Raw genomic sequence first — 18,570 nt, forward strand, 5'->3', positions numbered from 1 at the left:
GAGCCGAGCTTGCTCGCGATGCACGAAAGAACACCGCGGGGAACCAGACAGCCAGGGTCATCGTTGACGACCATCGCGAGCAGGCTCGCTCCCACAGTGGTCGGTGCAGGGTTATCCCACAGTGGTCATCACAACGATATTTTCCGATTGAGCAATATCGCTCCGCCAACCGTCTACAGTTGGACAGTAGGAGCAGCGCACTTCTCGGTGCAGACGCTGACTATAAGTAGAGGGGGTGTTCATATTGCGTAACAGCAAACCCTGTGGCGGTCTGTCGCCAATGCGTGCCTGGTCCGTCAATTGTCCGGCAGATGAAAATTTTGCTTCCGGACGAGCGGCACTTTTTGACGCTCGCGCTAGTCTTAGCGTGGATCGCGGTGACGGACGTCACTTCACCTGTCTACGCTATCCTTGTGCGAGACTCACGCAGGAATCCAGCGCAATATGAATGTCCTGATCGTTGATGACGACCCTACTGCCCGCGAGCGCCTGAGCCGAATGGTTGGCGAACTCGAGGGATACAGTGTCCTGGAGCCCAGCGCCACGAATGGCGAGGAAGCGTTGGCACTGATCGACAGCCACAAGCCGGATATCGTGCTGCTCGATATCCGCATGCCGGGCCTCGATGGCCTGCAGGTGGCAGCGCGATTGTGCGAACGCGAGACCCCGCCCGCCGTGGTGTTCTGTGCAGGACCCGATGAATATTCAGAGGGAGCCTTACAGGCCAGCGCCGTAGGCTATCTGGTGAAACCGGTGAGAACTGAACATTTACATGACGCGTTGAAAAAAGCCGAACGCCCCAACCGCGTTCAACTCTCCGCCCTGACCCGGCCGGCGGCCGACAGCGGCAGTGGCCCTCGCAGCCATATCAGTGCCCGCACCCGCAAGGGGATCGAGCTGATTCCCATCGACCAGGTGGTCTACTTCATTGCCGATCACAAATACGTGACCTTGCGCCACGAGGCCGGTGAAGTGCTGCTCGATGAACCGCTCAAGGCTCTGGAGGACGAATTCGGCGAACGTTTCGTGCGCATTCACCGCAATGCCCTGGTCGCTCGCGATCGCATCGAACGTCTGCAGCGCACGCCTCTGGGACATTTCCAGCTGTTCCTCAAGGGCTTGAACGGCGATGCACTGATCGTCAGTCGGCGTCACGTCGCTGGCGTACGGAAAATGATGCAGCAGCTGTGATCCGCGGGCCGCAGGCAAATTGCTCACCCGATTTCCGGACATCCGGGGCCAGGGAGGCCGAGTAGTTTCTGATACAAGTCAAAGTGGATTTGGCTGAGCTGTTATCATCCGCCGTATCTATTCAGTACGGATTGATCCATGTCCACTCGCCAAATCCGCATCGCCACCCGTAAAAGCGCTCTTGCCCTGTGGCAGGCCGAATACGTCAAAGCCCGTCTGGAAGAGGCCCATCCGGGCCTGCTCGTGACCCTGGTTCCGATGGTCAGTCGCGGCGACAAGCTGCTCGACTCGCCGTTGTCGAAAATCGGTGGCAAGGGCCTGTTCGTCAAGGAACTGGAAACCGCGCTGCTGGAAGACGAAGCCGACATCGCCGTGCACTCCATGAAAGACGTGCCTATGGACTTCCCCCAAGGCCTGGGCCTGTTCTGCATCTGCGAACGCGAAGACCCGCGTGACGCATTCGTCTCCAATACCTATGCCAGCCTCGATGCCCTGCCGCCAGGCAGCATCGTCGGCACCTCGAGCCTGCGTCGCCAGGCGCAATTGCTGACCCGTCGCCCTGACCTGGAAATCCGCTTCCTGCGCGGCAACGTCAACACCCGCCTGGCCAAGCTGGATGCGGGCGAGTACGACGCGATCATCCTGGCGGCCGCCGGCTTGATCCGCCTGGGTTTCGAAGACCGCATCACCTCGGCCATCAGTGTCGATGACAGCCTGCCGGCCGGTGGCCAGGGCGCGGTCGGCATCGAATGTCGCAGCGGTGACAGCGAAATCCACGCACTGCTGGCGCCGCTGCATCACCAGGACACCGCCACCCGCGTGACTGCCGAACGCGCCCTCAACAAACACCTCAATGGCGGCTGCCAGGTGCCGATCGCCTGCTATGCCGTGCTCGAAGGCGAGCAGGTCTGGTTGCGTGGCCTGGTGGGCGATCCCAATGGCGGCCTGCTGCTCAGCGCCCAGGCGCGTGCGCCCCGTGGCGATGCTGAAGCGCTGGGTGTGCAAGTGGCCGAAGACCTGCTGAGCCAGGGCGCTGCCGACATTCTTAAGGCGGTCTATGGCGAGGCAGGTCACGAGTGACCGGCTGGCGCCTGCTGCTGACGCGTCCGGCGGATGAGTCGGCGGCGCTCAGTGGCGTGCTGGCGGATCAGGGGATTTTCAGCAGCAGCTTGCCGCTTTTGGACATCGTGCCGATCCCTGCCTCTGACACAATGCGCGAGGTGATCCAGGGACTGGATCGCTATTGTGCGGTGATCGTGGTCAGCAAGCCGGCCGCGCGGATCGGCATCGAATTGCTCGATCGGTTTTACCCGCAGACGCCGCCCGTGAAGTGGTTCAGCGTCGGTGCTGCGACCGCGCAGATCCTCGAGGATCGCGACCTGGATGTGAGCTTCCCCCAAGACGGCGATGACAGCGAAGCCTTGCTTGATTTGGCGAACCTGCGCGAGGCCATCGCCCGACCGGATCCGCGCGTGCTGATCATGCGCGGCGAGGGAGGTCGCGAGCTGCTGGCTGAGCGCTTGCGCGAGCTAGGTGCTAGTGTCGATTATCTGGAGTTGTACCGCCGCGAGCTGCCGCAATACCCACCGGCGGCGCTGCCGGAGCGGATCCGTGCGGAACGCCTGAATGCGCTGGTGGTCAGCAGTGGACAGGGTTTTGAGCACCTGCATCAATTGGCTGGCGATGCCTGGCCGCAATTGGCGCGGTTGCCGTTGTTTGTACCGAGTCTCAGGGTTGCCGAGCTGGCACGTGCCGCCGGCGCCCTGACAGTTGTGGATTGTCGTGGCGCCAGTGCCGCGGCTTTGCTGGCGGCGATACGGGAGAATCCCGTACCCGTTTACTAATGCAAAGGATGGATACGTGAGCGAAACAGCCTTGCCTAAAGAAGACGTCCGGCCAGTACTGGATGCGCCGATTGAAACTCCACCTCCTGCCACAGAGCCGCGCCGAGGCAATGGTCTGGCCGTCGTCGCATTGTTGCTCGGCGCCGCCGGTGTTGCGGTGGGCGGCTGGGGAGTCTGGCAGGTGCGCCATTTGCAGGCGACCAATCAGCAGCAGCTGAGTCAGGTGCAGGCTTTGAGCGATGAGGCGCAGAGCCTGAAACTCAATGAGCAGCGCCTGAGCGCGCGTCTGGAGCAACTGCCCGGCGCCGACGTGCTGGAAGAGCGCAGCCGTCTGGTGGTGCAGTTGCAGGGCGATCAGCAGCGACTCAATCAGCGTCTGGAAACCGTTCTTGGTGCCAGCCGCAAGGACTGGCGCCTGGCCGAGGCCGAGCATTTGCTGAGACTGGCCAGTCTGCGTCTCTCCGCGTTGCAAGACATCAGCAGCGCCCAGGCCCTGGTTCAGGGTGCCGACGACATTCTGCGCGAGCAAAACGATCCGGGCTCCTTCGCCGCCCGCGAACAGGTGGCCAAAACCCTGGTGGCCTTGCGCAGCACCGATCAGCCGGATCGCACCGGCCTGTTCCTGCGCCTGGGCGCCCTGCGCGAACAGGTGACTGGCCTCACCGAACTGGCGCCCGAGTACAAGGACCGTGGCGAATCCCTGCTCGGACTGACCGCCGACGGTGACGGCGCCAGTCGCTGGGCGCAATGGTGGGATCAGATCTCGCGTTACATCCGTATCGATTTCAATGCCGACAAAAACGTCCGTCCGTTGCTGGCCGGGCAGAGCCTGAGCCAGGTGCGTCTGGCGCTGAGCCTGGCACTGGAGCAGGCGCAGTGGGCCGCGCTCAATGGCCAGGCGGCGGTTTACACCCAGGCGCTGGACGAGGCGCGTGACGTGCTCAAGGGCAACTTCAACCCGGACAACGCGCAGAGCAAAGTGATGCTCGATCAGGTGGCGGAGCTGAGCAAGCAACCGGTCACCGTGGTCACGCCTGACCTGACCGGCACGCTGAGCGCCGTGCAAGGTTATCTGGAACGTCGCAACGTCAATGCCGAGGACTCCATCAAACCGCTGCCCAAACCTGCCGCAAGCACTGCGCAGGAGGCCACGCCATGAAGCGCCTGTATGTGATCCTGTTTCTGGTCATCGCCGCCGCGGCGGCGCTGGGGTTGGCGATTGCCGAGCATTCGGGTTACGTGCTGATCGCTTATAAAAACTTCCGTTATGAGTCGAGCCTGTGGGCGACCCTGGCTTTGGTGGCGGTCTTGTGGCTGGTCATCTGGGGCATCAAGGCATCGATCGAGCTGGTGCTGACGTCCGGCGGCGTGGTCAATCCCTGGTCGCGGCGCAACCGTAGTCGCCGGGTGCAGGTGGCGATCGAACATGGTCAGCTGGACCTGGCCGAAGGTCGCTGGGCCAGCGCGCAACGTCATCTGCAACGGGCTGCGGAAGCTGAACGCCAACCGCTGCTGTATTACCTCGGCGCTGCCCGTGCGGCGAACGAACAGGGCAATTACGAAGAGAGCGACAATCTGCTGGAGCGCGCTCTGGAGCGCCAGCCACAAGCCGAGCTGGCGATTGCCTTGAACCACGCGCAATTGCAGACCGACCGTGGTGATACCGAAGGCGCTCTGACGACCCTGCAGGCGATGCGTGAGCGTCATCCGCATAACGCGCAGGTGTTGCGTCAGTTGCAGCGCTTGTATCAGTTGCGAGGCGAATGGCCGGCGGTGATTCGCCTGCTGCCGGAGCTGCGCAAGGACAAGGTCCTGCCCGCAGCCGAACTGGCGGAGCTGGAGCGTCGTGCCTGGGGCAAGAATCTTTCTCTGGCGGCTCAGCGCGAAGGCGAAGGGGCCGTCGGCCTGCAATCGCTCAAGAGCGCCTGGGAGCAGTTGACCTCGCCACAACGCCAGGAACCGCAACTGGTGCTTGCCTATGCCGAACAACTCCGGCAACTGGGAGCGCAGGCCGAGGCTGAAGAGGTCTTGCGCAACGCGCTCAAACGTCACTACGACAGCCATCTGGCGCGTCTCTACGGGCTGGTCCGCGGCAGCGATCCGGCGCGTCAGTTGCACCTCGCTGAAGGCTGGCTCAAGGAGCATCCCGCCGATTCCGGCCTGCTGCTGACCCTGGGTCGCCTGTGTCTGCAAAGCAGCCTGTGGGGCAAGGCCCGGGACTATCTGGAGCGCAGTCTGCACATGGAGCGCAACCCGGAAGCCTGTGCCGAGCTGGCGCGGTTGCTGGCGCAGATGGGCGATACCGAACGCAGCAACCAGTTGTTCCAGGAAGGCCTGGGATTGCTGGACGAGCGCCTGCTCGCCGCACCGCTGCCCGTACCTGCTCGCGCATGATCCTGTAGCCGTCGGACGCAGCCTTCGGCAGCTGCTACAGGTTCTGCGTACGCCGCGGTACATGTAGCAGCTGGCGCAGCCTGCGTCCGGATTTGTGTGGTTCTGAGGGGGGAAATTTGCCCTGTTTTTGCGTTCCTACAGCCTCCTCAGCAAAGTCCTACAGAGGGTTTCACCGATTCCTCTGTCTCGTGTTGGGATTTCCCTACATCCCTGCTGAACTGTCCCAAGCAACCCGCCTTGAAACGCCAAAGCGCTTTCCTCTACCGTAGCCGTCGGTCCCAACTGTTACGGAAAAGCCATGTCTTTGGCCTGCACACGCTCCTTGTTTTTCACGGTCTTCGTTGCGGGCGCCCTGGTCCTGGGCGTGTCCTATTATCTGGAATATTCCATCGGCCTGAGCCCCTGCGTCCTGTGCCTATTGCAACGGATTTGCCTGGCGCTGTTGACGGGCATCTGCCTGCTGGCGGCGGTGCAGGGTCCCGGTCGCCTCGGCTCCTCTCTCTATTGGTTGCTCGGCCTTCTCAGTAGCTTGGCGGGTACGCTCACAGCCGGGCGGCAGGTGTTGTTGCAAGGCAATCCGGCGCAGCCATTGGCGGGGTGTGCTTCAAACCTCTCAGAGCTGTTCGCCGCAGAGCCGTGGCTGTGTGTCGTGCAGCAAATATTCAAAGGTGCTTTCGACTGCACCCAGCGCTCCTGGACGCTGCTGGATCTGAGCATCCCCGAGTGGAGCCTGCTGTTCTTCGTCGCGATGTCGATTCTGGCGGTTTACCAGCTCCTGCGACTTGTCTGGCTCGCCATCAGGCGACCGCTCGGCGGCGAGTCGTCGCGGCAAACCCTGTTGAATGATTAAACACTTGTATGAACTTTATCGCCTGCGTACCTTGAAGCCTCAGTCCTGCGGGCATAATCTGGCCCGCACGTGTCATTGGAATTTTGTCTTGCTCGATGACGCTCTGCCCCGAACGCCCATTACAAGAGGCGAACGGGCATAGAGCAGCTGACCCAAAAGGGAAGAGAGATCACCATGCTCGAAAGTTGTCAGAATGCTCAGGAACGCTGGGGTGGAGTGCACCTGCTGATCGATCGCTGGTTGCAGGAGCGCCGAGAACTGATCGGGGCCTATGACGCCCTTGGCGCAGAGCCTGCAGCGCTGAGTGAAAGCCGCAAACCCTTGCAGGAGTTCTGCGGCGTACTGGTCGATTACGTTTCGGCTGGCCACTTCGAAATCTACGAACAGCTGACGGGGGAGGCCAAGGCCTTCAACGACAAGCGCGGCCTGGAACTCGCCGAAACCCTCTACCCACGCATCGACGTCATCACCGAGAAGCTCCTGGCTTTCAACGATCTGTGTGATGAAGGCAAATGCGTCGCGGAGAAATTCAAGGAGCTCGGCGGCCTGTTGCATGAACGCTTCGAACTGGAAGATTGCCTGATCGAAGTGCTGCATACCGCGCACAAGGCAGAAGACTCGGTTCAGGTCTGAACCGCATTCTGCTAGACACGAAAACGGTGCGCCACGGCGCACCGTTTTTCATTTGCGCGATCAGCCGGTCGCGCCGCGCAATTCGACTTCGAACACCAGTGGCGTGAATGGCGCGATCAGGTCGCCCGCACCGTCGGCGCCATAGGCCTGCGCCGATGGAATCACCAGACGCCATTTCGCCCCGACCGGCATCTGTTGCAACGCACTGCGCCAGCCACTGATCACGCTGTCGAGACTGAACCACTGCGGCTGATTGTTCTGGTCGAACACGGTGCCGTCAGGCAGGCGACCGACGTACAGCACCTGCACCTTTCCGTTCGGTCCGGCCTTGGCGCCGTTACCCGGTGTCAGTTCCGTCAGCAGAATTCCATCGGCCAGTTCGCGAACGCCAGGCTTGGCTTTTTCTTCGGCGAGAAAACGTTTTTCGTTTTCCACCGCCAGTTGGTTTTCCGGTGCCGGTGTCTGCATCGCCACCCGGGCTTCATGCTCGGACAGAATCTGTTCGATCTGCTCGTCTTTCAATGCCAGTGGCTTGCCTTGATAGGCTTGCTGCAACCCTTCGACCAGAGCCTTCAACTCCAGGTCCGGGACCTCCTGGCGAAGGCGTTCGCCGAGGCTCGCGCCGAGGCTGTAGGCGAGATCGTGCGCGTCATTTTCCTGGGTTTTTTCGGCGGCCTGAGCCACGGAAAAAATCACGCACAGCGATAAAAAAAGGTAGCGCGACATGGGCACTCTCCGACCTGAATTGCGGGCGATTATGCCAGTGAGAATGTGCTTAACGGTGAACTGCTTTTGCGCAAGCGAAGAAGTTTTTCGCTCCTTTGCAACAGGACGCTTTCGATAGTGTCAACATGCCCTAGCGGCGGTTGCAGCAGAGGTCTAGTATGAGCCGCACTCACTTCAGCCAGGAGGTAAACCATGTCGGCCACCAAGAAGCCAGTAAACACTCCGTTGCATCTTCTCCAACAACTGTCGGGCAGCTTGCTCGAGCACCTCGAAACTGCCTGCTCAGAAGCCTTGGCTGATGCTGAAAAACTGCTCGCCAAACTGGAAAAACAGCGCGGCAAAGCTCAGGAAAAATTGCACAAATCCCGCACCAAATTGCAGGACGCCGCAGCGGCCGGCAAGGCCAAGGCGCAAGGCAAAGCCAAGGACGCCGTGCAGCAACTCGAAGACCTGCTCGATGCTCTGAAAGAGCGTCAGTCGGACACTCGCGGCTACATCCTGCAACTCAAGCGTGACGCTCAGGAAAGCCTGAAACTGGCCCAGGGCGTTGGTCGTGTTCAAGAGGCTGTCGGCAAGGCGTTGTCCCTGCGTGCAGCCAAAACTGCGGCACCTGCGAAGAAAGCCGCTGCCAAACCGGCTGCCGCAAAAGCGCCGGCCAAGTCTGCCGCCAAACCGGTTGCCAAAGCACCGGTGAAAGCCGCAGCAAAACCTGCCGCTGCCAGCGCTGCCAAGCCAGCCGCTAAAACAGCTGCGGCCAAACCGGCTGCCAAGCCAGCCGCCGCGCGTACTGCTGCTGCCAAACCTGCTGCTCGCACCACCGCTACCAAGCCAGCCGCCGCTCGTACCGCCGCCGCCAAACCTGCTGCGCGTACCGCCGCTGCCAAACCTGCCGCAGCGAAAACCGCAGCAGCAAAACCAGCCGCCAAGCCGGCAGCAAAACCTGCCGCTAAAACAGCTGCTGCGAAACCGGCTGCCAAGCCTGCCGCAAAACCTGTCGCAGCTAAAACCGCTGCCAAGCCAGCTGCCAAAACTGCCGCTGCAAAACCCGCCGCTAAACCGGCTGCGAAAACCGCTGCCGCGAAACCTGCAGCCGCCAAGCCAGCCACTGCAGCAAAATCTGCTGCGGCGAAACCGGCAGCCAAACCAGCTGCTGCGGCAAAACCAGCCGCCGCAAAACCAGCAGCAAAACCAGCCGCTGCCAAGCCAGCCGCAGCCAAACCTGCCGCCAAGCCAGCAGCGAAACCAGCCGCGGCAAAACCCGCAGCCAAGCCAGCGGTGAAAAAACCGGTTGCTGCCGCCAAGCCGGCTTCCGCTTCCACAGCGGCTCCGACAGCCGCTGCCAAGCCGGCAACTCCTGCGACTCCAGCACCGTCTGCTGCCGCAGCATCTACGCCAGCAGCTACTACCTCGACAGCTACCTCTGCGCCAACGCCAGCGGCACCGTCGAGCACCACCAGCACCCCAACCAGCGCTTCCTAAGTGCCGGTTGCCGCGACGCGCAGCTGATGCAGCGCGTCGCGGTCCAGGTGGGCGGCGCCTGCCGCCACACCTTCAAGCCAGGCCGATAAATCGGTCGCCTCACCCTGCGGCCAGTCTTGCGCCGATCGCTCCAGTTTCAAGATCAGACGTCGTTCGGCTTCCAGTTCCAGTGCCTTCACTTGCTCGCGCAATTCATGCAGATCGGCATCGCCCGTGGCGGCGGATTTCCATTGCATGCGCAGTGCGCGTAGCGGCTGCACAACATCGGCGTCCCAAGGCGTTGTCAGGCTGCGTAGCTCGCGCAAGCGTTGCTCATTGCAGATAACACCGCGCCGTCCCAGCCACGCCGCGCACAGCAGCAGACACACATTGAGCCCCGCAGACTGCAATCGCAGGCAGGCCTGTTCAACGCCCGGTCGGGCATAAATGCTCAGGGAAAAGCTCCACAGGTCAGAGGACATAGTGCTACTCGCGCCAGTTGCGAGCGAAGCTGGTAGACTCCGCCGCCATTATGATTCGACTTCAGAACCTGACTTTACAGCGTGGCCCGCAGCGTCTGCTAGAAGACGCCGAGCTGACCCTGCACGCCGGCCAGAAAGCCGGCCTCATCGGTGCCAACGGCGCCGGCAAATCGAGCCTGTTCGCCTTGCTGCGTGGTGAACTGCATCCGGATTCGGGTGACTGCTTCCTGCCGGCCGACTGGCGTATCGCCCACATGCGCCAGGAGGTCGATACCCTCGAACGCCTGGCGGTCGACTACGTGCTCGACGGCGACCTGCGTCTGCGCCAGGTGCAACGCGACCTGGCGGCAGCCGAAGCGGCCCATGACGGTGCCGCGCAGGCCCGCCTGCACTCCGAGCTCGACAGCGCCGACGGTTATACCGCCGACGCCCGGGCGCGCAAGTTGCTCGCCGGTCTTGGGTTCACCAACGAGCAGATGGATCGCCAGGTCGGCGACTTCTCCGGTGGCTGGCGGATGCGCCTGAACCTGGCGCAGGCGCTGATGTGCCCATCGGACCTGCTGCTGCTCGACGAGCCGACCAACCACCTGGACCTTGACGCGATCATCTGGCTCGAAGAGTGGCTCAAGGGCTATCCCGGCACCTTGATGCTGATCTCCCACGACCGAGATTTCCTCGATGCCGTGGTCGATCACGTGGCTCACGTCGATCAACGCAAGATCACTCTTTATCGCGGTGGCTACAGCGCCTTCGAGCGTGCCCGTGCCGAACGCCTGGCCCAGCAACAGCAGGCCTACGAGAAGCAGCAGGCGCAGCGTGCGCACATGGAAAGCTACATCGCCCGCTTCAAGGCCCAGGCCACCAAGGCCCGTCAGGCCCAGAGCCGGATCAAGGCGCTGGAGCGGATGGAGGAGCTGACCGCTGCCCACGTCGATTCGCCGTTCGACTTCGTCTTCCGCGAGTCGCAGAAAATCTCCAGCCCGCTGATCGACCTGTCCGATGCCCGCTTGGGTTACGGCGAGAAGACCGTGCTGGAGAAGGTCAAGCTGCAACTCACGCCGGGTGCGCGGATCGGTCTGCTCGGCCCTAACGGCGCGGGCAAGTCGACCCTGATCAAGAACCTCGCGGGCGAACTGTCGCCGCTGGCCGGTCGCATGACCCGCGGCGAAAACACCGTCGTCGGTTACTTCGCCCAGCATCAGCTCGACTCTCTGGATTCCAAGGCCAGCCCGTTGCTGCACTTGCAGCGCCTGGCGCCGACCGAGCGCGAACAGACCCTGCGTGATTTCCTCGGCGGCTTCGACTTCCGTGGCGCGCGGATCGACGAGCCGGTGCTGAATTTCTCCGGTGGTGAGAAAGCCCGTCTGGCCCTGGCGTTGATTGCCTGGGATCGGCCGAACCTGTTGCTGCTAGACGAACCAACCAACCACCTGGACCTGGAAATGCGCCTGGCGCTGACCATGGCCCTGCAGGAGTTCAGCGGTGCGGTGCTGGTGGTTTCCCACGACCGTCACCTGCTCAAGAGCACCACCGACAACTTCTTCCTGGTGGCCGACGGCAAGGTCGAAGAGTTCGACGGTGACCTGGACGACTACACCCGTTGGCTGGTGGATTACCGTCAGCGCAACGCGCCGGTCAGCAACACACCGGTCAACCCGGACAAGACCGACAAGAAGGCCCAGCGTCAGGCAGCAGCCGCTCTGCGTCAGCAACTGGCACCGCACAAGCGCGAAGCTGACAAGCTCGAAGCCGAGTTGGGCAAGCTGCACGAGAAACTGGCGAAGATCGATGCCAGCCTCGGCGACAGCGATATCTACGAGCCGATGCGCAAGAACGAACTGCGGGACCTGCTGGCCGAACAGGCCAAGCTGAAGGTGCGTGAAGCGGAGCTTGAAGAAGCCTGGATGGAAGCTCTGGAACTGCTGGAAAGCATGCAGGCGGAGCTGGAGTCGCTGTCCTGATGGAAGCGTTCAAGCTGCCACTGCCGGCGATGTGGGTCGAGCCGATCTGGCTCGGCGTACAAATCCTGCTGATTCTGCTGGCCGGCTACCTGACCCAGCGTTTCGTGGCCAAGGTCCTGACCCGGCTGGGCGAGCGTTATCCGTTTCCGCCGCAATTGCTGATGCCGCTGCGTGGCGGCCTGCGCTGGCTGATCATGGGCAGTGCGCTGATCTTCGTGCTTGAGCGCCTCGGGGTGTCGGCCACGGTGCTGTGGACGGCGCTGTCCGGTTTTGTCGCGGTCGCGGCGGTGGCGTTTTTTGCCATGTGGAGCGTGCTGTCGAACCTGCTGTGCTCGGTGCTGATCTTCACCGTTGGCCCGTTCCGTCTGGGGGATGTGGTGGAGCTGGTGGACACCACCGACAAACCTGGCGTGAAGGGGCGGGTGGTGGCGATCAATCTGCTGTACACCACGTTGATCGAGGCTGAAGAGCTGGGGACGGGGAGTGCGATGGTGCAGGTGCCCAATAGCCTGTTCTTCCAGCGGTCGGTGCGGCGTTGGCGGGGGACTGATGTTTTCCCTTCTTCCGGGTTTGAGAAGTAAGCCTTCTGTTGTTTGGGAGGACGCCTTCGCGAGCAAGCTCGGCTCCTACAGTGGATTTGTGACGCAAACAATTTCTGTAGGAGCCGAGCTTGCTCGCGAAGAGGCCCTTAGGGCCGCCCACGATCGTCGGCGCTCGACACATCCCGCAAAGAAATCAGTAGTCACCAACCCAAAGCCGCATTAGCTTAGACGTCTGTCACGAGTCTGAGTCGAGGTGTGCAATGGAGCTTCAAACATGGCTGGCGTTTTTTGCCGCCTGCTGGGTGATCAGCCTTTCTCCCGGTGCCGGCGCCATTGCGTCGATGTCCAGCGGTCTGCAATACGGTTTCTGGCGCGGCTACTGGAACGCACTGGGCCTGCAACTGGGCCTGGCGCTGCAAATTGCCATCGTCGGCGCCGGTGTGGGCGCGATCCTCACTGCCTCGGCCACCGCTTTCTACGCGATCAAATGGTTCGGTGTGGCCTATCTGGTCTACCTCGCCATCAAGCAATGGCGTGCATTGCCCAGCGACATGAGCGATGACGCGGCCGTCCGCCAGATCGGCAAGCCGATGGCCCTGGTGTTCCGTGGCTTCCTGGTCAACGTCAGCAACCCCAAGGCACTGGTGTTCATGCTCGCGGTACTGCCGCAGTTCATCGACCCGCACGCACCGCTGCTGATCCAGTACCTGATCATCGGCGTGACCATGATCTGCGTCGACCTGATCGTCATGGCCGGCTACACCGGCTTGGCGTCCAAGGTGCTGCGCATGCTGCGCACGCCGAAGCAGCAGAAACGCATGAACCGCACCTTTGCCGGGCTGTTCATTGGCGCGGCAGCTTTTATGGCGACGTTGCGTAAAGCGGCGGTCTGAAGCGTCGGGCACAAAAAAGGCGACCTTTTCAGGTCGCCTTTTTCATTTCAAGCCGAGCACGAAACCTGTAGCAGCTGGCGAAGCCTGCGTCCGGCTGCGCAGCAGTCGCAAAACCTGAGTGCGCGATTTTCCTGGCACACCGCGTTGGCTGATTTCACGACTGCTTCGCAGCCGGACGCAGGCTGCGCCAGCTGCTACAGGTCCTGCGCTGGCTTGGTTAGCGCAGGATGACCGGCGCCGTATCCCGCGGCAGGTTGTTACGCAACGGCGCCTGCCCAGGCTGCTCGTAGCCGCCGCCAAGCTGCTGGCTCAGTTGCGCCGCCACATCCTCACCCAACGCCTTGGACACCTCGCGAACCACCCGTGGGCGGTTCAGCGAAACCTTGATATCGCGGCCGTTCACCAGTTTGGTGTCCTGGCCTTCGCCCATCGCCGTGAAGGCCGAGGTGATTTCATAGGTCCGGGTGTTGATCAGGCTGAAATCGGCCACGAGGGTCAGCGCCAGCACCGCCGAATGGCTGTCGGTGTTGGCCAGTTCGGTCACGTCGCGGGTGAAGTCGATGTCCGAGACGGTACCGAATAGCACGTAGTCGGCGCCCTTGAAGTTGCCGGCCTTGATCCGCTTGATCACGTCGTAGACGTCACCCTTGGATGAAGCGGTGTAAGGCGTGCCCTGCACCAGCTGGAACATGCCGGTGCGCAGCATTTCACCCTTGATGTCGCCGGTGAATTTACGCAGCTCACCCTGCTCGATATAGCTGCTGGTGGCTTCGATTTCGTTGTAGCTCGAAGAGCCGCTGGCGCTGTAGTGACTCGCCTGAAAGTTGTTCTGGGCCGAGACGATGTGGATGTACTGCTCCACGCGCTCCTGATACGCCAGATCCGTTACTGCGACTTTCGGGGCCGCCTGCGCGCTGAACGCGCAAGCCAGGGCCATCATGCCAATCCATGTGCGCATCGATTAACGCTCCGTGGTTTTGCGGATCTCTTTCTCGTCCATCCACTCGGCCAGACCGCTTTCGACGTCGATCAATTGCAGGCTGAATTTGTAGAAGACGTCCTTGTAGTCGCTGCTGCGCTTGACGATCGAGCTGATCGAGCCTTCCAGGCGGTACTTGGCGGCAACCATGTTGCCGGTCTTGGCCACGGTGCTCTTCTTGTACAGACCGCTCTGGTTCTGCAGCTTCAACTGGTCGACCTGGCTCTGCATCTGGGTGTTATCGCTGGCGAAGCGGGCGGTGCCGGACTTCATCAGCTGAGTCTTGATGCTGGTGGTGATTTCGCGGGTGTCGATGTACTCGCTGGTCTTGTTCTTCACGTCGTAGACCTGAACCACCGGACGCCCTTGCAGCGTGCCCGACTGGGCCAGGGAACGGGTCATGGACTCGGCGATCATTTGCAGGTCGGTCGAACCGAACTCGTTGGTGACGGTTTCAACGGCCTTGGTGTCGCCGTAGCTGATGTTCTTGCTGCCCAGGGTCGGCGAGGTGTTGGCGCAACCGCTGGCGAGCAGGGCGAGGACGGCGATGCAGGAAAAGCGTGCAAACATGGGAATGCTCTCTGAAACGGAAAAAGGGGGTTGGCTCAAGGCGTCTTGATTTCCAGGCGGAAGTCCACGGCTTTGGCAGTCGGCGCGATGGCCTGGATGAAACTGGTCTGTTCGCCGTACATCATCTGGCTTTTCCAGACTTCCTCTTCGGCAATCGGGAAGCCTTCAGGGCCGAGCCAAGCAAAGCGGTAGTAGAAGGTCTTGTTGTTGTAGCTTGTGTTGCTCAGCTGCGCATTGACCGTCATGAAGCCGTTTTCCCGGGCCACGCGCATGGCGCCGACCACGATGTTCTTGAGCTTGCCCATGGCCACGACCTTGCTGGCAGCGCTGCCCGGCTCAGGTGGTGGCGGGGTTGCGCAGCCGGCCAACAGGGCCAGGCCCAGGACGGCGATGAATTTGAAACGCATGCGAAGACTCCGTTCTTAAGGTTTGGCGAGGCTGGCGACGGTGGTTGCACTGGCGCTCGGGATCACATGGGCGGCGACGCCGCTGGCGAATACCTGATTGCCCACGGCGCGCAGGCTGATGACCTGGTAGCGCTGATCGACAGTGACTTTCACCGTAGTGCCACCGACGGCGTTCGGCAGCGCAATCTGGTGCTCGCCCTTCTTCAGGCGCAGGCGCACCACTTGGGTGTTGTCCGGCAGCGTGCGCCACGTACGGGTATCGGCACCTTCGAGCACCGCTGAAGTGATACCGACCGCCAGGCCTGCCAGCGGGTTGGTTTCGTTGATCTTCTTCTGCGCCACGCCACGGGTCACCGCGCGCACGGTGGTACGCACGATGATGCCCGGCATGTCGTCACGCAGGGCGCGCTGGGACATGGCGGTGGTGCTGTTGAGTTGAGTCAGATTCATTTGCTGACCGTCCACGCCGATCTGGGCGAAGGCGGCGGTAGAGGTGTCGGGCTTGATGATCGGGAACGACAGCGGGGTGATCACCACGTTGCCGCTGATCGGTAGAGGCAACGGCACGCGGATCGAGTCCCGGGCCGGCGCCAGGCCGCTTTGCACCACGATCAGGATGTCGCTGTCCTCATCCTTGGTGCTTTTCTTGTCCAGATCCTTCAACGCCTGCTCCAGCAGCGGAGTGTTCGGGCGCAGTTCGGCGGCCTTGCGATAGCCCGGCGCGGCCAGGTCTTTCTCACCCAGGGCTTCATAGACGAATCCGGCCAGGTAGTGGCTGAACGCACTCTGGTAGCTGTTCTTCAGGTTGACCACTTCCGGCGCATCGAGGCTGGCGACCGGGTAACCCTGCAAATCCTTGTACTGAGTGGTGATGCCTTCTTTCTCGGCCTCTTCCTCACTCTTGAGGTATTCCTTGTCGCGCAGATCGGCGATCACCGCTTCGCGCTCGTGGGTTCTCTTGATGGCGGTGCGGGCGCCGTCGAAGTCATTCAGCGCCAGCAGGTTGAGGGCCATCTGCGTGGTCAGCATGACTTTTTCGTAGTCGTAGCCTTCGTAGCGGCGAACCTTGTCGTTGACCAGGAAACTGCCGAACTGGGCCAGGTACTTGGCGGTGTCGAGCTTCACCGAATCTTCCCACTGCCCCACCACCTGATCGGCGCTGGTCCAGGCGTTCTGGCTGCCGGACAGGTCGCCCTTGGCGCGCAGCAACTCACCTTTCTCGAAGTAATAGAGCAGGTCTTTGTTTTCGCCGGTGTTGTTCTTTTCCAGCAGGGTCAGGGCGGCATCGACGTTGCCGGAGGCCAGTTGCTGGTTGGTCTGGGCCAATTCGGAATCGTAGTTGCGAAAGGCCGAACAGCCGGAAATCAAAGTGACGGCGCTGAGCGCGATCGCGGTAAGGGCGCGGGAGGCCATAACGGTGCTTCTTCCCTGAATGAATGCAGCCGCAGTCGCTGGTCGGGCTGTTGGGACCTACTGGCAGGTGGTCCGGCTTCCTGCCAGTTCCTCATAAAAAAAGGAGCTTCAATGCCGAATTGCAATAACTCGGCGCGGCATTATAGAGAGAATAGGTGGCAAAGTAATGGCTTATTAATGGCTATTCTGGCTGCTGTGCCACTATCTCGAAAAAATCGACAGCGGCGGAACTCCGTAACAAAGCTTGAGTGAAAATCATTGAGAGGGAACAATATGTTACTTCGTGTTTCCAAATGAGATTCATTCATGATTTCCCCCTCCCGTTTCCTGGCCTGGCTGGTCGCGCCGGTGTTCGCCCTATGCAGTCTCAATCTGCTGGCGGACACGGTGGAAGGCGCGCCGCAAGCCCTGCATTTGCTCGACTACATCGGTGCGGATTACCCGCAAGCGGTGCAGGCAGGTGAGGTCGTCAACGAGTCCGAGTACCGTGAGCAACTGGAGTTCGTCCAGGCATTGCAAGGCCTGGTGAGCGCGATGCCGGCCAAGCCGGAAAAAGCCGCTCTGGAGCAGGGCATCACCAGCCTTCGCGGTGCGATCACTGACCGTCAGGACGGCGCGGATGTCGCCCGTCAGGCGCGGCAATTGGGCGCGAAACTGGCGGTGGCCTATGAAGTCAGCCAGGCGCCGATCATCACTCCGGACCCGACCCGTGGCGCGCCGCTGTATGCGCAGCACTGTTCGGTGTGTCACGGCGATGCCGGCGCGGGCGATGGCCCGGCGGGTGTCGGGTTGACGCCGCCACCGGCCAATCTGCGCGACAAGGCGCGTCTGGATCACCTGAGCCTGTATGCGATCTACAACACCCTGGGGCTGGGTGTTGAAGGGACCGACATGCCGGCTTTCGCCGATCAGCTGGACGAGCGTCAGCGCTGGGACCTGGCGACCTATATCGCCAGCTTCAGTGCCGACGCGGCGGCTGCCGGCGGCGACAAGGTCTACAACATCGCCGACCTGGCCCGTCAGACGCCGGCCGAAGTGCAGGCGGTCGATGGTCCGCAGGCAGCTGCGGTGTTCCGCGCGCAGCGGGCGCAGCCGCCGCAGGTCAAGCGTGGCCCGGCGCAGTTGCTCGATTACACCGCCGCGACCCTGGACAAGAGCCTCGCGGCCTACCGTGCCGGCGACCACGATCAGGCCTACGACCTGTCGGTGGCGGCGTACCTGGAAGGCTTCGAGCTGGTGGAAAGCTCGCTGGATAACGTCGACGCCAACGTGCGCAAGGACACGGAAAAATCGCTGATGGCCTTCCGTCAGTCGTTGCAGGATGGTTTGCCGATCGATCAAGTCGAACAGCGTCTGGACGTGGCCAAGGCCGGATTGAAGACCGCCGCCGGCCTGCTCGGCAGCGATGGCTTGAGCTGGTCCCTGAGCTACATTTCCGGCCTGTTGATTCTGCTGCGCGAAGGCCTGGAAGCGATTCTGGTGCTGGCGGCGATTCTGGCGTTCCTGCGCAACACCGGCCAGCAGTCGGCGGTGCGCAGCGTCAACGTCGGCTGGGGCCTGGCGCTGTTGGCCGGCCTGGGCACCTGGGCGCTGGCGGCGTATGTGATCGATGTCAGCGGCTCGCAACGTGAATTGCTGGAAGGCGCGACGGCGTTGTTCGCCAGCGTCATGGTGCTGTGGCTGGGCGTGTGGATGCACGACCGTCGCCATGCCGCGGCCTGGCAGGACTACATCAAGAGCAGCCTGGTCGGCGGCGGCGGTCGTTTCGGCTTTGCGATCCTGGCGTTCTTCTCGGTGTATCGCGAGCTGTTCGAAGTGATTCTGTTCTACGAAACCCTGTGGCTGCAGGCAGGTCCTGCCGGTCACGACGCGGTACTGGCCGGTGGTGCGACGGCGCTGGTGCTGTTGTTCGGCCTGGCCTGGGTGATCCTGCGCGGCTCGGCGAAACTGCCGCTGACGTTGTTCTTCAGCATCAACGCCGCTCTGTTGTGCGCCTTGTCGGTGGTGTTCGCGGGGCATGGCGTGAAGGCGCTGCAGGAAGCGGGCATCTTCGGCACGCGGCCGGTGCCGTTCTTCGAGTTCGACTGGCTGGGGATTCATGCCGATGCGTATTCGCTGAGCGCGCAGGCGGTGGCGATCATTGCAATTGTGGTGCTGTATGGCCGCAGTTGGGTGGCTGAGAAGCGGCGGGTGCAGGTTTCTTAAAAGGCATTCGCTTCGCTCATAA

At 62.0% G+C, this 18,570-nt stretch carries 17 protein-coding genes and 3 pseudogenes; 14 read left to right on the forward strand and 6 right to left on the reverse strand.

The features are described 5' to 3' along the window. Positions 1-331: 331 nt before the first annotated feature. The 8 genes and pseudogenes from K9857_RS30565 to rsd form a co-directional block, all read left to right on the forward strand. Positions 332-448 (forward strand): annotated as a pseudogene (locus K9857_RS30565) (sensor histidine kinase); the annotation flags it as partial. Next, positions 445-1,191, forward strand: a complete 747-nt coding sequence (locus K9857_RS17195) for a LytR/AlgR family response regulator transcription factor (protein ID WP_175379599.1) — start codon at positions 445-447, stop codon at positions 1,189-1,191. The pseudogene K9857_RS30565 and the gene K9857_RS17195, both read left to right, overlap by 4 nt. A 138-nt stretch (positions 1,192-1,329) precedes the next feature. After that, the gene (gene hemC, locus K9857_RS17200; protein WP_224537727.1) at positions 1,330-2,271 is read left to right on the forward strand and encodes a hydroxymethylbilane synthase; all 942 of its coding nucleotides are present in this window, start codon (positions 1,330-1,332) and stop codon (positions 2,269-2,271) included. Next, complete coding sequence (locus K9857_RS17205) at positions 2,268-3,035, forward strand: uroporphyrinogen-III synthase (RefSeq protein WP_224537729.1); 768 nt, start codon at positions 2,268-2,270, stop codon at positions 3,033-3,035. Before hemC ends, K9857_RS17205 begins: the two co-directional genes overlap by 4 nt. A 16-nt stretch (positions 3,036-3,051) precedes the next feature. Beyond that, complete coding sequence (locus tag K9857_RS17210; RefSeq protein ID WP_224537730.1) at positions 3,052-4,194, forward strand: uroporphyrinogen-III C-methyltransferase; 1,143 nt, start codon at positions 3,052-3,054, stop codon at positions 4,192-4,194. Further along, positions 4,191-5,429, forward strand: a complete 1,239-nt coding sequence (locus tag K9857_RS17215) for a heme biosynthesis protein HemY (RefSeq protein ID WP_224537732.1) — start codon at positions 4,191-4,193, stop codon at positions 5,427-5,429. Before K9857_RS17210 ends, K9857_RS17215 begins: the two co-directional genes overlap by 4 nt. Positions 5,430-5,727: 298 nt before the next feature. Continuing rightward, entirely contained in the window at positions 5,728-6,279 is a 552-nt protein-coding gene (locus K9857_RS17220) for a disulfide bond formation protein B (protein ID WP_224537734.1), read from the forward strand. A gap of 174 nt (positions 6,280-6,453) precedes the next feature. Continuing rightward, positions 6,454-6,912, forward strand: coding sequence for a sigma D regulator (gene rsd / locus K9857_RS17225; RefSeq protein ID WP_175379605.1), 459 nt, complete (start codon positions 6,454-6,456; stop codon positions 6,910-6,912). A 60-nt stretch (positions 6,913-6,972) separates the two neighbouring features. On the opposite strand, the gene K9857_RS17230 is transcribed toward rsd, so the two are convergent. Next, on the reverse strand, positions 6,973-7,638 hold the full coding sequence (locus K9857_RS17230) for an FKBP-type peptidyl-prolyl cis-trans isomerase (RefSeq protein ID WP_224537735.1): 666 nt from the start codon (positions 7,636-7,638) through the stop codon (positions 6,973-6,975). Between the two features lie 192 nt (positions 7,639-7,830). Here K9857_RS17230 and K9857_RS30570 point away from each other — a divergent pair. Next, positions 7,831-8,169, forward strand: a pseudogene (locus K9857_RS30570) (AlgP family protein); the annotation flags it as partial. Positions 8,170-8,325: 156 nt separating this feature from the next. Then, positions 8,326-8,820 (forward strand): annotated as a pseudogene (locus K9857_RS30575) (hypothetical protein); the annotation flags it as partial. Between the two features lie 293 nt (positions 8,821-9,113). Here the strand turns inward: K9857_RS30575 and K9857_RS17240 are convergent. Then, on the reverse strand, positions 9,114-9,578 hold the full coding sequence (locus tag K9857_RS17240; RefSeq protein ID WP_224537738.1) for a TIGR02444 family protein: 465 nt from the start codon (positions 9,576-9,578) through the stop codon (positions 9,114-9,116). Between the two features lie 50 nt (positions 9,579-9,628). On the opposite strand from K9857_RS17240, the gene K9857_RS17245 reads away from it, so the two are divergent. The 3 genes from K9857_RS17245 to rhtB all read left to right on the forward strand — a co-directional run bounded on the left by K9857_RS17245 (position 9,629) and on the right by rhtB (position 12,974). Continuing rightward, on the forward strand, positions 9,629-11,539 hold the full coding sequence (locus K9857_RS17245; RefSeq protein ID WP_224537740.1) for an ATP-binding cassette domain-containing protein: 1,911 nt from the start codon (positions 9,629-9,631) through the stop codon (positions 11,537-11,539). Then, positions 11,539-12,120 (forward strand): mechanosensitive ion channel family protein, encoded by a 582-nt coding sequence (locus tag K9857_RS17250; RefSeq protein WP_224537742.1) that lies wholly within the window; start codon positions 11,539-11,541, stop codon positions 12,118-12,120. The genes K9857_RS17245 and K9857_RS17250 overlap by 1 nt, the downstream gene beginning before the upstream one ends. Positions 12,121-12,341: 221 nt before the next feature. Further along, complete coding sequence (gene rhtB, locus K9857_RS17255; RefSeq protein WP_175379611.1) at positions 12,342-12,974, forward strand: homoserine/homoserine lactone efflux protein; 633 nt, start codon at positions 12,342-12,344, stop codon at positions 12,972-12,974. 217 nt (positions 12,975-13,191) lie between these two features. Here the strand turns inward: rhtB and K9857_RS17260 are convergent, their stop codons facing one another. Genes K9857_RS17260 through K9857_RS17275 form a run of 4 tightly spaced genes read right to left on the reverse strand, consistent with a single transcriptional unit; the run spans position 13,192 to position 16,343 of the window. Further along, the gene (locus K9857_RS17260; RefSeq protein WP_224537743.1) at positions 13,192-13,932 is read right to left on the reverse strand and encodes a penicillin-binding protein activator LpoB; all 741 of its coding nucleotides are present in this window, start codon (positions 13,930-13,932) and stop codon (positions 13,192-13,194) included. Positions 13,933-13,935: 3 nt separating this feature from the next. Continuing rightward, entirely contained in the window at positions 13,936-14,523 is a 588-nt protein-coding gene (lpoB, locus tag K9857_RS17265; protein WP_224537745.1) for a penicillin-binding protein activator LpoB, read from the reverse strand. 35 nt (positions 14,524-14,558) lie between these two features. Continuing rightward, the gene (locus tag K9857_RS17270) at positions 14,559-14,930 is read right to left on the reverse strand and encodes a YcfL family protein (RefSeq protein WP_224537746.1); all 372 of its coding nucleotides are present in this window, start codon (positions 14,928-14,930) and stop codon (positions 14,559-14,561) included. A gap of 15 nt (positions 14,931-14,945) precedes the next feature. After that, on the reverse strand, positions 14,946-16,343 hold the full coding sequence (locus K9857_RS17275; RefSeq protein ID WP_224537747.1) for a COG3014 family protein: 1,398 nt from the start codon (positions 16,341-16,343) through the stop codon (positions 14,946-14,948). 306 nt (positions 16,344-16,649) lie between these two features. Here K9857_RS17275 and K9857_RS17280 point away from each other — a divergent pair, with 306 nt between their 5' ends. Further along, complete coding sequence (locus K9857_RS17280) at positions 16,650-18,548, forward strand: cytochrome c/FTR1 family iron permease (protein WP_224537749.1); 1,899 nt, start codon at positions 16,650-16,652, stop codon at positions 18,546-18,548. Positions 18,549-18,570 lie beyond the last annotated feature (22 nt).

Source organism: Pseudomonas sp. REP124, from assembly GCF_020164475.1.
In the GTDB taxonomy this organism is placed as follows: domain Bacteria; phylum Pseudomonadota; class Gammaproteobacteria; order Pseudomonadales; family Pseudomonadaceae; genus Aquipseudomonas.

Coding starts and splice junctions, on each gene's coding strand:
- K9857_RS17195 (WP_175379599.1), top strand. CDS start 445: ATGAATGTCCTGATCGTTGATGACGACCCTACTGCCCGCGAGCGCCTG.
- hemC (WP_224537727.1), top strand. CDS start 1,330: ATGTCCACTCGCCAAATCCGCATCGCCACCCGTAAAAGCGCTCTTGCC.
- K9857_RS17215 (WP_224537732.1), top strand. CDS start 4,191: ATGAAGCGCCTGTATGTGATCCTGTTTCTGGTCATCGCCGCCGCGGCG.
- K9857_RS17220 (WP_224537734.1), top strand. CDS start 5,728: ATGTCTTTGGCCTGCACACGCTCCTTGTTTTTCACGGTCTTCGTTGCG.
- rsd (WP_175379605.1), top strand. CDS start 6,454: ATGCTCGAAAGTTGTCAGAATGCTCAGGAACGCTGGGGTGGAGTGCAC.
- K9857_RS17230 (WP_224537735.1), bottom strand. CDS start 7,638: ATGTCGCGCTACCTTTTTTTATCGCTGTGCGTGATTTTTTCCGTGGCT.
- K9857_RS17240 (WP_224537738.1), bottom strand. CDS start 9,578: ATGTCCTCTGACCTGTGGAGCTTTTCCCTGAGCATTTATGCCCGACCG.
- K9857_RS17245 (WP_224537740.1), top strand. CDS start 9,629: ATGATTCGACTTCAGAACCTGACTTTACAGCGTGGCCCGCAGCGTCTG.
- K9857_RS17250 (WP_224537742.1), top strand. CDS start 11,539: ATGGAAGCGTTCAAGCTGCCACTGCCGGCGATGTGGGTCGAGCCGATC.
- rhtB (WP_175379611.1), top strand. CDS start 12,342: ATGGAGCTTCAAACATGGCTGGCGTTTTTTGCCGCCTGCTGGGTGATC.
- K9857_RS17260 (WP_224537743.1), bottom strand. CDS start 13,932: ATGCGCACATGGATTGGCATGATGGCCCTGGCTTGCGCGTTCAGCGCG.
- lpoB (WP_224537745.1), bottom strand. CDS start 14,523: ATGTTTGCACGCTTTTCCTGCATCGCCGTCCTCGCCCTGCTCGCCAGC.
- K9857_RS17270 (WP_224537746.1), bottom strand. CDS start 14,930: ATGCGTTTCAAATTCATCGCCGTCCTGGGCCTGGCCCTGTTGGCCGGC.
- K9857_RS17275 (WP_224537747.1), bottom strand. CDS start 16,343: ATGGCCTCCCGCGCCCTTACCGCGATCGCGCTCAGCGCCGTCACTTTG.
- K9857_RS17280 (WP_224537749.1), top strand. CDS start 16,650: ATGATTTCCCCCTCCCGTTTCCTGGCCTGGCTGGTCGCGCCGGTGTTC.